The 12,456-nt window shown below is 57.8% G+C and carries 12 protein-coding genes; 8 read left to right on the top strand and 4 right to left on the bottom strand.

The annotated features are described in order from the left end of the window. A partial coding sequence (locus RBB49_RS27330; RefSeq protein WP_306146138.1) for a hypothetical protein occupies positions 1-180 on the bottom strand: 180 nt, incomplete at its 3' end. Between the two features lie 53 nt (positions 181-233). Here RBB49_RS27330 and fghA point away from each other — a divergent pair. After that, positions 234-1,061 (top strand): S-formylglutathione hydrolase, encoded by an 828-nt coding sequence (gene fghA, locus RBB49_RS27325; RefSeq protein ID WP_306146137.1) that lies wholly within the window; start codon positions 234-236, stop codon positions 1,059-1,061. A 101-nt stretch (positions 1,062-1,162) separates the two neighbouring features. Here fghA and RBB49_RS27320 read toward each other — a convergent pair whose 3' ends face one another. The 3 genes from RBB49_RS27320 to RBB49_RS27310 form a co-directional block, all read right to left on the bottom strand. Next, positions 1,163-1,567, bottom strand: a complete 405-nt coding sequence (locus RBB49_RS27320) for a DUF423 domain-containing protein (protein WP_306146136.1) — start codon at positions 1,565-1,567, stop codon at positions 1,163-1,165. 54 nt (positions 1,568-1,621) lie between these two features. Further along, on the bottom strand, positions 1,622-3,664 hold the full coding sequence (locus RBB49_RS27315; protein WP_306146135.1) for a M3 family metallopeptidase: 2,043 nt from the start codon (positions 3,662-3,664) through the stop codon (positions 1,622-1,624). Between the two features lie 166 nt (positions 3,665-3,830). Next, positions 3,831-4,439 carry a pyridoxamine 5'-phosphate oxidase family protein gene (locus tag RBB49_RS27310; protein ID WP_306146134.1) on the bottom strand — a complete coding sequence of 203 codons (609 nt, stop codon included), beginning with the start codon at positions 4,437-4,439 and terminating at the stop codon, positions 3,831-3,833. A 484-nt stretch (positions 4,440-4,923) separates the two neighbouring features. Between RBB49_RS27310 and RBB49_RS27305 the strand changes: the two genes are divergently transcribed. The 7 genes from RBB49_RS27305 (at position 4,924) to RBB49_RS27275 (ending at position 12,456) form a co-directional block, all read left to right on the top strand. Then, on the top strand, positions 4,924-6,279 hold the full coding sequence (locus RBB49_RS27305; RefSeq protein ID WP_306146133.1) for a substrate-binding protein: 1,356 nt from the start codon (positions 4,924-4,926) through the stop codon (positions 6,277-6,279). 107 nt (positions 6,280-6,386) lie between these two features. Next, positions 6,387-7,418 carry a branched-chain amino acid ABC transporter permease gene (locus RBB49_RS27300; protein ID WP_306146132.1) on the top strand — a complete coding sequence of 344 codons (1,032 nt, stop codon included), beginning with the start codon at positions 6,387-6,389 and terminating at the stop codon, positions 7,416-7,418. A gap of 3 nt (positions 7,419-7,421) precedes the next feature. Next, on the top strand, positions 7,422-8,627 hold the full coding sequence (locus RBB49_RS27295; RefSeq protein WP_306146131.1) for a branched-chain amino acid ABC transporter permease: 1,206 nt from the start codon (positions 7,422-7,424) through the stop codon (positions 8,625-8,627). An 11-nt stretch (positions 8,628-8,638) separates the two neighbouring features. Then, positions 8,639-9,394 (top strand): ABC transporter ATP-binding protein, encoded by a 756-nt coding sequence (locus tag RBB49_RS27290; RefSeq protein ID WP_306146130.1) that lies wholly within the window; start codon positions 8,639-8,641, stop codon positions 9,392-9,394. After that, positions 9,391-10,170 (top strand): ABC transporter ATP-binding protein, encoded by a 780-nt coding sequence (locus tag RBB49_RS27285; RefSeq protein WP_306146129.1) that lies wholly within the window; start codon positions 9,391-9,393, stop codon positions 10,168-10,170. The genes RBB49_RS27290 and RBB49_RS27285 overlap by 4 nt, the downstream gene beginning before the upstream one ends. 139 nt (positions 10,171-10,309) lie before the next feature. After that, on the top strand, positions 10,310-11,410 hold the full coding sequence (locus tag RBB49_RS27280) for a calcium:proton antiporter (protein WP_306146128.1): 1,101 nt from the start codon (positions 10,310-10,312) through the stop codon (positions 11,408-11,410). Positions 11,411-11,511: 101 nt separating this feature from the next. Continuing rightward, entirely contained in the window at positions 11,512-12,456 is a 945-nt protein-coding gene (locus tag RBB49_RS27275; protein ID WP_306146127.1) for an ornithine cyclodeaminase family protein, read from the top strand.

Here is a 12,456-nt window from a genome sequence, read left to right as displayed (position 1 = left end):
CACACCATGCCGCTCGAAGACATCAACAAGGGCTTCGACCTCATGCATGCGGGCGAATCCATCCGATCCGTCGTTCTCTATTGATCCCTGGGGACCGGGGCATTCCCGGTCCCGGGTCCTCCGGCGCCGGATTGAAAGCAGGGAACGAGGGAGCGACCCGGTCAGACTATGTTCCGGCATGAGAGCTGTTTCGGTTTCGAAGCGGCTCTCTGTCTTCCAACAGGCAGGAAATCATGAAAACCATTTCGGAAAACAAGGCTTTCGGCGGCGTACAGGGTGTCTATTCTCACGATTCGGAGGCCTGCGGATGCGAAATGACATTCGCGGTTTATCTGCCGCCTCAGGCCCAGGAAGGACCGATTCCCTGCCTCTGGTATCTGTCAGGGCTGACCTGCACCCATGAAAACGCAATGACCAAGGCGGGACTTCAGGCACACGCGGCCGAGTTCGGCATCGCTATTGTCTTCCCCGACACCAGCCCGCGCGGCGAGGGGATCGCAAACGACGAGGCCTACGATCTCGGTCAGGGAGCCGGATTCTATGTCAACGCCACACAGGAGCCCTGGTCTCCCCATTTCCAGATGGAGACTTACATTGCCGGTGAGTTGCGGGATCTTGTAACCGAGAACTTTCCGGTCACCGTGCATCAGGGCATCACCGGCCACTCGATGGGTGGGCATGGGGCGCTTACCCTCGCGATGAAGTATCCGGGCCAGTATCAGTCTCTGTCCGCCTTCGCGCCGATCTCCAATCCGTCGTCCTCGGACTGGGGGAAGAAACAGCTTGGCGCGTATCTTGGAACCGACGAAAGTCTCTGGCGCTCCCATGACGCGTCATTGCTGTTGAAGGACAAGGGCTGGGTTGGAGACGTCCTCGTCGACCAGGGGGCCGACGATCAGTTTCTGGAGCTTTTGAGACCGGCCGCACTGGCTACGTCGCTCATCGAGACGGGCACGGCCCATTGCTACCGGCTTCAGGAGGGCTACGATCATTCCTATTACTTCGTTGCAAGCTTTGCCCGCGATCACGTGGCCTGGCACGCGGAGCGCCTGAAAGGCTAGGAGTGGAATCCCAAAAGGTTGTTCACTCGCATTGAAGATCCGAGACTGGTTGGTGACCAAACCTGATCAGCTTCAGGATCGATGGAATGAACAAACCCGTTTCAGGATTGACGCGGAACGATCTTGAACGCACCAAGTGCAAGTGAGATCCATCCCACGATCAGGAACATGCCGCCAACAGGTGCAGCCATCGGAAACAGGCGGCTGCCCAGGAATGCGCGGCTGAAAAGGTCACCGCAGAAAAGGGTCAGACCCAAAAAGAGAAACAGGGCAGTCACGGGAAGAAGCAGCACCTTGCGGATTTGGGCAAGAATACCGATCGCGAGGAAGACAGGGGCGTGAAACATCAGCATGCGCGCTGCCGTTCCAAGCGAAGCGGACCCGTCCGCGTGGGCGGCCAATGCCAGTGAAACAACACCGAGCGCGCCGGTCAGGCCGCTGATCGCGAGACAGAACTTCAACAGGCCTGTGGTCGGTTCGGGTGGCGGCGCCATCGGTTTTATCATTGATAGGTCCCTGAACAGTCAAAACCGGCCGGTTACGCACCGACCGGCCGCTATTCAGGCCGCAAATCCGCGCTTTTTCAAGAGGGCGTCGATTTTCGGCGGACGACCCCGGAATGCCTGGTAGGTCTCTTCCGGGTCGGGCAGGCCGCCGGCAGAATAGATGTGTTTGTGCAGCCGCGCCGCAGTTTCGGGGTGAAAAATGTCATCCGCTTCCTCGAACGCGCCGAACGCATCCGCGTCCATGACCTCGGACCACATGTAGCTGTAGTACCCGGCGGAATAGCCGTCTCCGGAAAACACATGCTGGAAGTGTGGAATGCGGTGACGCATCGTGATGGCGTCAGGCATCCCGATCTTGCCGAGTTCCGCCTTTTCAAATGACCTGATGTCGAGGTTGGCGGGTTCGTCCAGCAAGTGCAGTTCCAGATCCATCAGTGCAGAGGCCGTGTATTCCACGGTCGCGAAACCCTGATTGAAATTGGCGGCGGCCAGAAGCTTCTCCAGCAGTTCTGCCGGCATCGTCTCGCCGGTCTTGTAATGGGTCGCAAATCTCGACAGCACGTCCGGCTCGGAGAGCCAGTGTTCATAGAGCTGCGACGGCAGTTCGACGAAATCGCGCGCAACGCTTGTCCCGGAAATCATCGGATAGGTCACGTTGGAAAGCAGTCCGTGCAGACCGTGGCCGAATTCGTGAAAAAGGGTCCGCGCATCGTCAAACGTGAGCAGTGTTGCCTCGCCCGGAGCCCCCTTCGAGAAGTTCATCACATTGACGATGATCGGTGTGACGTCTCCGTCCAGCTTGTGCTGCGAGCGGAAAGCGGTCATCCACGCACCGGACCGTTTCGAAGGCCGCGCGAAATAGTCGCCAAGGAAGAGCCCGACATGATTGCCGCCGGGTCCGAGAACCTCATAAACGCGGACATCCGGGTGATAGACGGGCATGCCGTCCAGCTCCCTGAAGGTCACGCCGAACAGGCGGGTCGCGGTGTCGAAGGCCGCTTCGATCATGTTTTCCAGCTGCAGGTACGGTTTCAACTCGGCTTCGTCGAGATCATGTTCCGCCTTGCGGACCTTTTCGGCATAAAAGCGCCAGTCCCACGCTGCAATCGCGTGGTTTTCACCGACGCTCGCCGCCATTTCGGCAAGCTTTTCCTGTTCCTCACGCGCCTGCGAAACAGCCGGTTCCCAGACCTTGGTCAAAAGCTCACGCACATTCGCTGGCGTCTTCGCCATCGTGTCATCGAGCTTGTATTGGGCGAAGTTGTCAAAACCGAGCAGCCGGGCTTTCTCCGCGCGCAGGGCGAGCGTTTCGGCAATGATGTCTTCGTTGTTGGTTTCTCCCTCCAATTCGCCGCGGGAACTCCATCCGCTAAACGCTTCTTCACGCAGCCGGCGGTTGGTCGAAAACTGGAGGAACGGTTCGATGCTTGACCTTGACAGCGTGATCACATGCTTGCCTTCAAGACCGCGCTCGCGCGCTGCTTCGGCAGCGGCGGTCAAAAGGAAGTCCGGCAGCCCGGCACGGTCTTCTTCCGTTTCCAGCACGAGCTGATAGTCCGACTCGTCTTTCAGGATATTCTGGGAAAAACGCGTTCCGAGCGTTGCCAGCCGCTGTGATATCTCGGCCATTCGGTTCTTGCCGGTGTCGTCCAGTCCGGCGCCGGCGCGCTGGAACATCTTGTGATACCGCTCCAGCACCTTTGCGTCTTCGGCCGACAGTCCGAGCGAATCGCGCTGCCCCCAAAGCGCGGCAACGCGATTGTAGAGTTTCTCGTTGAGCAGCAGGTCCGAAGAGTGTTTGGCAAGCTTAGGCGCGACGTCACGCTCGACCTTCTGCAGCATCTGGTTGGTATGCGCACTGGAGAGATTGTAAAACGTGCGTGCAACCCTTGTCAGTTGCTCGCCTGATTTTTCCAGGGCGGCAATCGTGTTTTGAAAATCCGGTTCGCTGCTCTGCCCGGCAATCGCATCGCTTTCCCGGCGGGCTTCCGCCATGGCTTTTTCAAAGGCTTCCTCGAAGTGACCAGGTTCAATCCGGTCAAACGGGGGGAGTTCGAACGGGGTGTCCCAGTCGGCAAGCACCGGATTGGTGGTCATGGTGATCCTCAAATAGAAACGGTCTGTCGTTTGTGCAGATATGGAGTGAAAAGGGCTGTCAGCCAAGGGTCATCGGAAAATGAGAGCGGACGGGTCGCAACGTACGGCCCGGAGGATGGCGATGGCGGTTGTCGGATCATGGCTGGTGAGGCCGCTTTTTCATGTGCTACCACATGCTTTTTGCAGCGCGGCCCGGCCATTCCGCATCATAGGTTTCACCGTCGAAGCCTTGCTTGATCTCCTGCATGATCATGCCCGGCGAGGGCAGGGAGCCGTTCTCGCTGAGATTTTCTTTCTTCCAGAGCCCGGCGCGCATGATGGCGCGGGCGCACTGGAAATAGACAGCCTCGATGGTGATCACGATCACCGAGCGAGGCAGATGCCCCTCCATGTCGAAGGACGCCAGAAGATCCGGATCGACCGAAATCCCGGCCTTGCCGTTGATCCTGAGCACGTTGTTCCAGCCGGGGATCATGAACATCAGCGACACGCGCGGGTCGCGGACAATATTGCGGAGCGAATCGACGCGATTGTTTCCGCGCCGATCCGGCATCAGCAGCGTTTTCTCGTCCTCGATCCGCACGACGCTTCCCTCGTCTCCACGCGGAGAACAGTCAAGACCCTCCGGGCCGCAGGTCGACAGGGCGCAAAAGGACGATGATTCGACGATACTGCGGTAATGACCGCTGAGAAAATCGATCTCCTTTATGGTCGAGGCCTCACCGGCAACGCCATAGTGGGAGTGTAGTTCCTCGAGCGACTCGATGAAGGACATGAAGCAGATTCCTGATGAAAATTTAGGCGGCGAGTTTGGTTTCTGGACATTACTGCGAGGCCTTGTTGCGCGTCAATTTTGTTTGGCACAACCTATTGGACGTGCGTGCGTGCAACTTTGGTCTAAGCAGTTGATCAGGTTCTAAAAATTAGGCACCAGTCAGTAGTAATTTTGCGACGCAACATAAAATAGATTAAAGCGCTAAAAATAATAATGAAAAAGGATTTTGCGCTGCAAAATCAAAAAGTCTTTTTACAAATTTTGACGCATGAATACTTCGAAAGTCTAATAAAGTGTTGAGCCGGCACGATCCGATAGTCGTATTGCTGATTTGTAATGACTTTTTCTACAGTCCTTCCAGCTTGCGGTTTTGACGTTGAGGATCCGGTTATCCGGTCGGGGAACACTCCAGAACTGCTAGCGGCTGTACAGCTACTGCAGGTGCGTCCGAAGGGGGCGCACCGATCCTTTCTGGGAGGAAAGTATGAGTTTAATACGTAAACCCCTAAATCGTCGTTCGATCTTGCGTGCTGGTGCCCTTGGCGGCAGCGCCCTTGCGATGCCAACGATCTTCACGAGCCGTGCATGGTCTGCCGGCTACCTGAATGAGCCGACCGGCGCGACGGTGACACTGGGTTTCAACGTGCCCCAAACAGGCCCTTACGCGGATGAGGGTGCCGACGAACTGCGCGCATACCAGCTCGCAGTCGAGCACCTGAACGGTGAAGGCGACGGCGGCATGCTCAACACGTTCTCGTCCAAGGCGCTCAAGGGCAATGGTATCCTTGGCAAGAAGGTCGAGTATGTCACGGGTGACACACAGACCAAGTCTGATGCGGCGCGCGCATCGGCGAAGTCCATGATCGAAAAAGACGGCGCTATCATGATCACCGGTGGTTCGTCCTCCGGCGTGGCGGTTGCCGTGCAGGCGCTCTGCCAGGAAGCGGGCGTCATCTTCATGGCCGGTCTGACCCACTCCAACGACACCACCGGTAAAGACAAGAAAGCCAACGGCTTCCGTCACTTCTTCAACTCCTACATGTCCGGTGCCGCACTGGCTCCGGTTCTCAAGAACGCATATGGCGATGACCGTAAGGCTTATCACCTGACCGCGGACTACAACTGGGGTTACACCACCGAGCAGGCTGTTCGTGAATCCACGGAATCTCTGGGTTGGGAAACGGTCGAAACCGTCAAGACGCCTCTGGCGGCAACGGATTTCTCGGCATACATCACGCCGGTTCTGCAGTCCGATGCTGACGTGCTCGTGCTGAACCACTACGGCGGCAACATGGTGAACTCGCTCACCAACGCCGTTCAGTTCGGTCTGCGCGACAAGCAGGTGAACGGCAAGAACTTCGAGATCATCGTTCCGCTGTATTCCCGCCTGATGGCAAAGGGTGCCGGTGAAAACGTTAAGGGCATCTTCGGTTCCACCAACTGGCACTGGTCGCTTCAGGACGAAGGCTCCAAGGCATTCGTTCAGTCGTTCGGTCAGAAATACGGCTTCCCGCCGAGCCAGGCAGCCCACACGACCTACGTTCAGGCTCTCCTCTATGCAGATGCATGTGAGCGTGCCGGTACGTTCAACCCGTGCGGTGTTGTCGAAGCCCTCGAAGGTTTCGAGTTCGACGGTCTGGGCAACGGCAAGACGCTCTACAGGGCTGAAGACCACCAGTGCTTCAAGGACGTCCTGGTCGTGAAGGGTAAGGAAAACCCGAGCTCCGCATTCGACCTTCTGGAAATCGTCGAAGTGACACCGGCTGCTCAGGTCACCTATCCGCCGGATCATCCGCAGTTCGCGGGCGGTGCGCTGGGAACCTGTAACCCGGGCGCTTAATATCCATGAAAACGGAGGGACGGGGCGGTCTTCGCCCTGTCCCTTTATATTAGAAATAGTGCGTGGTTGGGGATTTTGACTCGCGCTGATGATCCGAGTTGATAGCGATGGACGCGATACTTCTTCAAATTCTGAACGGTCTCGACAAGGGGTCAGCCTACGCGCTGATCGCGTTGGGCCTTACCCTCATTTTCGGAACGCTCGGCGTGGTGAACTTCGCCCACGGCGCGCTGTTCATGATCGGGGCGTTCTGCGCGGTCACGCTGAGCCGTCTGCTCTCATTGTCGTTCGTGACGATCGATGAGACCCAGAAGGATTTTCTCGGCAATCCCCTGAAGGTCGAAACACCCTATGTCGAAGCCTGGTTCGGGCCGGAGACGGGGGCGGCGATAATAGACTGGTCGGTCCCGCTGGCGATCCTGTTTTCCATACCGATCATGGCGCTGGTCGGGCTCCTCATGGAACGCGGCCTGATCAAGTATTTCTACAAGCGTCCGCACGCGGACCAGATCCTGGTGACTTTCGGCCTCGCCATCGTGCTGCAGGAGATCATCAAGTACTTCTTCGGTGCCAATCCGATCCCGACCCCGGCGCCCGACGTGTTCGCCGGCAGCCTTGATTTCGGTGCGATGCTCGGCATGGATCCGAATATCATCATCTATCCGTACTGGCGCATTGTTTACTTCCTGTTCGCCGCGGTCATCATCGGTGCCGTGTTCGCCTTCCTGCAGTTCACGACCTTCGGAATGGTCGTTCGAGCGGGGATGGCTGACCGGTCGACCGTCGGATTGCTCGGCATCAATATCGACAAGCGCTTTACGGTCATGTTCGCGCTTGCCGCCGTGGTCGCCGGGCTTGCCGGTGTCATGTATGCGCCGATCAATTCACCGAATTACCATATGGGAATGGACTTCCTCGTCCTGAGCTTCGTCGTCGTTGTTGTCGGCGGAATGGGCTCGCTTCCGGGCGCGGTTCTGGCCGGCTTCCTGCTTGGAATTCTTGAAAGTTTCGCCTCCATGGCGCAAGTCGTCGCGTTGCTGCCCGGCATCAACCAGATCATCATTTATCTCGTTGCAATCGTGATCCTCCTGACCCGTCCGCGGGGTCTGATGGGCCGCAAGGGCGTTATGGAGAGCTGAGTCATGTTTGGACTGAACAAAAAAGATACATCGCTCTTCTTCCTGGTCTTGCTCCTCGTTGTGCTGGCGCCGTTCCTGCTCAACCCGTTTCCGGAAGGATCCGAGCTGGCACAGTTCAACGCCGGTTATCCTGACCTGATGCAGCGGTTCCTGATTTTCGGGATCTTCGCGATTGGCTTCAACATCCTGTTCGGCCTGACGGGCTACCTGAGTTTCGGGCATGCCGCCTTCCTGGGTGTCGGTTCTTATGCCGGTGTCTGGATGATGAAGCTTTTGACCATGAACGTCATTCCGGCGATCTTCATGTCGGTCGTCTTCGCCGGTTTGTTTTCCCTGCTGGTCGGCTATATCTCGCTGCGCCGGTCCGGGATCTATTTCTCGATCCTGACGCTGGCTTTCGCGCAGATGTCGTTTTCGCTTGCTTATTCGGTGCTGACACCGATCACCAACGGCGAAACAGGCCTGCAGCTGGCGCTTGATGATCCGCGCATTCTGGGTGTCAGCTCGGAAAACGGCGCTATACCGGCAGCGAACTTCTTCGGCATTCCGATGCGCGAGAGTTTCGAATTGAGCATGGGGGGCTGGCTGTTCACCTTCAATGCCGGGTACTACCTGTGCGCCGTGGTCATGATGATTGCGTTCTATGTGGCAATCCGGATCTTCCGTTCGCCCTTCGGCATGATGCTCCGTGCGGTCAAATCCAACCAGCAGCGCATGAATTTTACCGGACTGAACAGCAGACCCTACACGCTGGCAGCGTTCGTCATCTCCGGAATGTACGCCGGACTGGCCGGTGGGCTGATGGTTGCGATGGATCCCTTGGCAGGTGCTGAACGCATGCAGTGGACCGCGTCCGGTGAAGTCGTCCTGATGACGATCCTCGGCGGGGCTGGGACCCTGATCGGTCCGGTGCTCGGAGCGGGCTTCATCAAGTATTGCGAGAACATCTTCTCCAAGATCAACGACAACATTCTGTACGACTGGTTCGCCGCGCTTCCGCAGGGTCTTGCCGATTTCCTCGTCTTTGTCATTCATCCCTTCATCGGGAAAGGCTGGCACCTGACGCTCGGTATCATGTTCATGCTGATCGTGATCTTCCTGCCGGGTGGCATCATGGAAGGCGTGGAAAGGATCGGAAGGCTCTTCAAACGCAAATCGTCCAAGGACGAGAATTCCACTGCGCGTCCCAAGGCCGCTCCAGCTGAATAAGGTGAAATGACATGGAAATCTTGCGTGTCGAGGGCGTGAACAAATCGTTCGGCGGGCTGAGAGCCCTGAATGATGTGAACTTCTCCGTCGAGGAAGGCACTGTTCAGGCGATTATCGGCCCGAACGGAGCCGGGAAGTCGACCTTCCTCAATTGCCTGATCGGCAGGCTCGTGCCGGATACCGGAAGCGTCATGTTCGGCGATATCTCGCTGACCGGGATGAAACCCTACGAGATCAATCAGATCGGTATTTCGCGGGTGTTCCAGACACCGGAGATCTTCGGGGATCTTACGCTGATGGAAAACATCATGATCCCGGCGCTGGCAAAACGCGACGGCGAATTCAAATTGCATGCATTCGCGGATGTCGGCAAGGATACGGAAGTCCGCGACAAGGCGCTTCACATGCTGGAAGACGTCGGCCTGGTCGAAAAGAAGGACATGGTCGCCGACAGCCTTTCGCGCGGCGACAAGCGCCGCCTGGAACTGGCCATGTGCCTGTCGCAGGACCCGAAGCTTCTTCTGCTGGACGAGCCGACAGCCGGCATGTCCAGGGCCGATACCAACAACACGATTGACCTTTTGAAGCGGATTGGCGATCGCGGCATCACCAAGGTTGTCATTGAGCACGACATGCATGTCGTGTTCTCGCTTGCCGACAAGGTAACCGTCCTTGCCCAGGGCGCGATCATTGCCGAGGGCAAGCCGGAAGACATCAAAGGCGATCCGCGCGTTCAGGAAGCCTATCTCGGAGGAGCACACCTGTGAGCATTCTCGAAGATCAGTTCGCAGGCAAAACAGCACCTGCGGTCAAGCCCCAGAAGGCGCGCGGCACGGCTCCGGCATACTTCTCGGCCTGGGACCTACACTCCTACTATGGCGAAAGCTATATCGTTCAGGGGATCAGTTTCGATGTCCGCGAGGGTGAAATTCTGGCCTTGCTCGGGCGGAACGGCGCTGGCAAGACTTCAACGCTCCGCACCATTGCCCGGATGGATGATCCCAACCTGACCCATGGCGAAATCTGGCTCGATCATCAGCCGCTTCACGACATGCAGAGCTATCAGGCTGCGCGTGTCGGCGTCGGGCTCGTACCCGAAGACCGGCGCATCATTCAGGGTCTGACGGTTCAGGAAAACCTGGAACTTTCACAGATCGCCGAACCGAAAGGCTGGTCGATCGAGCGGATCTACGACCATTTCCCGCGGCTTGCCGAGCGCCGCGCGCAGGAAGCTGTTACCATGTCGGGCGGAGAACAGCAGATGCTGGCGGTCGCCCGGATCCTCGCCCGCGATATCAAGCTGCTTCTTCTGGACGAACCATATGAGGGTCTGGCTCCCGTGATCGTTCAGGAAATCGAGCGCATTCTCGAAGGTGTCAAGGAACTCGGCATTACCACGATCATCGTGGAGCAGAACGCGATTGCCGCGCTTCATCTTGCCGACCGCGCTGTGATTCTGGACATGGGCGAGGTCGTTTTTGACGGCACGGCACAGGAAGTTCTCGACAATGAAGAACTGCGTCAGGAGTATCTTGCGATCTGACGTAATAACAATCGGATTTTCATTGGCCGGCGCATCGCGCCGGCCTTTTTTGTCTTTAGCGCTTTTCGGTGTGGTCATCCGGGGCACAGAACGGCTAAATATGTTCCACGCAGTTTCCTGTAACGGAACGGTGGTTTCAGTGTCCATTTTCAGATCCGAATTGCCCAGCCTTGCAGGCTTCATCGTATTCGCAGCGTTTATCGCCTCAGGTGACATTCTGAAGCCGGAGGTCATTGGCGTCGGGCCGTCGCTCGCTCTGCTCGCGGTTATCTTCCTCACTGTCATGTGGTGTGCCTTTTCCGTGGTCAGGCATGCAGAGTGTCTGGCAACGATCCTGGGGGAGCCGTTCGGCACCCTGATCCTCACACTTGCCGTGGTCGGGATTGAAGTCGCGCTGATCGTGGCGATCATGGTCTCTGGCGAGGCAGCGCCCACCATGGCGCGCGATACGATGTTTTCCGTGATCATGATCGTTCTGAACGGACTGATCGGCCTGTGCCTGCTTGCAGGTGGGCTGCGGCATAAGAACCAGACCTACAATCTTCAGGGTGCGAATGCGTTCCTGGCCGTGCTTGTGCCTCTGGCCGTGTTCGCCCTCGTTTTGCCGCGCATGACCCATTCCGCACCGGGCGGCGAACTGTCACCCTTGCAGGCGAGCTTCGAAGTCGTGATGTCCGTTCTGCTTTACGGTGTCTTCCTGGCCATGCAGACGGTGACGCACAGCGATATTTTCCGTCAACCGGATGCCGGCGACGATGGCGGTGAGCATCATGGGGCGGTCGTCCGGTCGATCCCGTTTCACGTTGCCGGTCTGTTCGGAGCGCTTGTTCCGATCATCCTTCTGTCCAAGAAACTCGCGCTTTACGTCGAATCCGGCACTTCAGGAATCGGAGCCCCTCTGGCCCTGAGCGGCTTCATCGTTGCGGCCCTCGTGCTGATGCCGGAGGGGATGAGCGGACTGCGGGCCGCACTGGAAAACAAGCTTCAGCGCGCCGTCAACATCTGTCTTGGCGCTGCGGTATCGACAATCGGACTGACGGTTCCCGCCGTTCTGGTCGTCAGCTGGGTGACCGGACACAGGATCGAACTGGGACTGGATTATCCGGAGATCGTGCTGCTCGCCCTGACCCTTGTCGTCAGCCTGATCACATTCGGAACGCGGACAACGAATTACCTGCAGGGAGCCGTTCATCTGACGCTGTTTGCTGCCTATGTCATGATGATTTTCGACCTGTCATGAATTTGCAGGTAAAATCGTAATTCTTTTCGAGAGATAGCTTGGTCCGGGCCGTCTTCTGTGATTTGGTCTACCGGTGATTACCGTAATTTGAATGACCTTGCATGCTACTGCTTTCTGAAGACCAGACGCGCGATGCCCTGCCGTTTCCCGACCTGATCGATGCCCTGGCGGAAATGTTCCGTTCGGGCTGCGTGATGCCGACACGGCACCACCACGACTTTGAAATTCCCGGAGAGCCGGCAGGAACGATGCTGCTTATGCCGGCCTGGGTGCCTGGCGGTTATGCAGGGGTGAAGGTGGTGAACGTCGTTCCGGGAAATGCGGAGCGTAACTTGCCGGCAGTGCATGGCCAGTACCTCCTGTCGGACGCCAGAACAGGCGAAATGCTTGCCATGATCGATGGCGGCGAATTGACCGCCCGCAGAACCGCAGCGGCCTCCGCGCTCGCGGCGCGCTACCTGGCGCGCTCCGACGCGCGTCATCTGCTTGTCCTTGGAACCGGCCGTCTTGCTCCGAACCTGATCGCGGCGCACATGGCCATCCGATCAATTGAGCATGTCACGATCTGGGGACGCTCGAAGGAAAAGGCGGAAGATTTCGCGGCGGAAATAAAGACGCAATTCCCGATAGAAATCGAGGCGGCGTCCAGTCTGCGCGAAGCCCTCGGCAAGGCCGACATTGTTAGCGCGGCAACACTGTCCAGCGAGCCTCTGATCAAAGGGGATCTCCTGAAACCGGGCGCGCATGTCGACCTTGTCGGCGCCTTCAAACCGACCATGCGCGAGAGCGACGACGAACTCATCAAGCGTGCCGAAATCTTCGTCGACACGCGCGCCGGGTGTCTTGTTGAGGGCGGGGATATCGTCCAGCCGCTGCAGTCGGGATTGATTTCGAAAGGCGATATCCGTGCAGATCTTTATGATCTGTGCCGCGGTGATCATGCAGGACGCGGGACAGATGACGAGATCACCATGTTCAAGTCCGTTGGCGCTGCGCTCGAAGACCTTGCGGGCGCAATGCTGGCGTATCAGAGCGTCGAGCACTGA

It is taken from the genome of Roseibium sp. MMSF_3412 (assembly GCF_030733265.1).
GTDB lineage: Bacteria > Pseudomonadota > Alphaproteobacteria > Rhizobiales > Stappiaceae > Roseibium.
The sequence above is the reverse complement of the archived record's forward strand: the minus strand, read 5'-3'. Positions and strand labels throughout refer to the sequence as shown.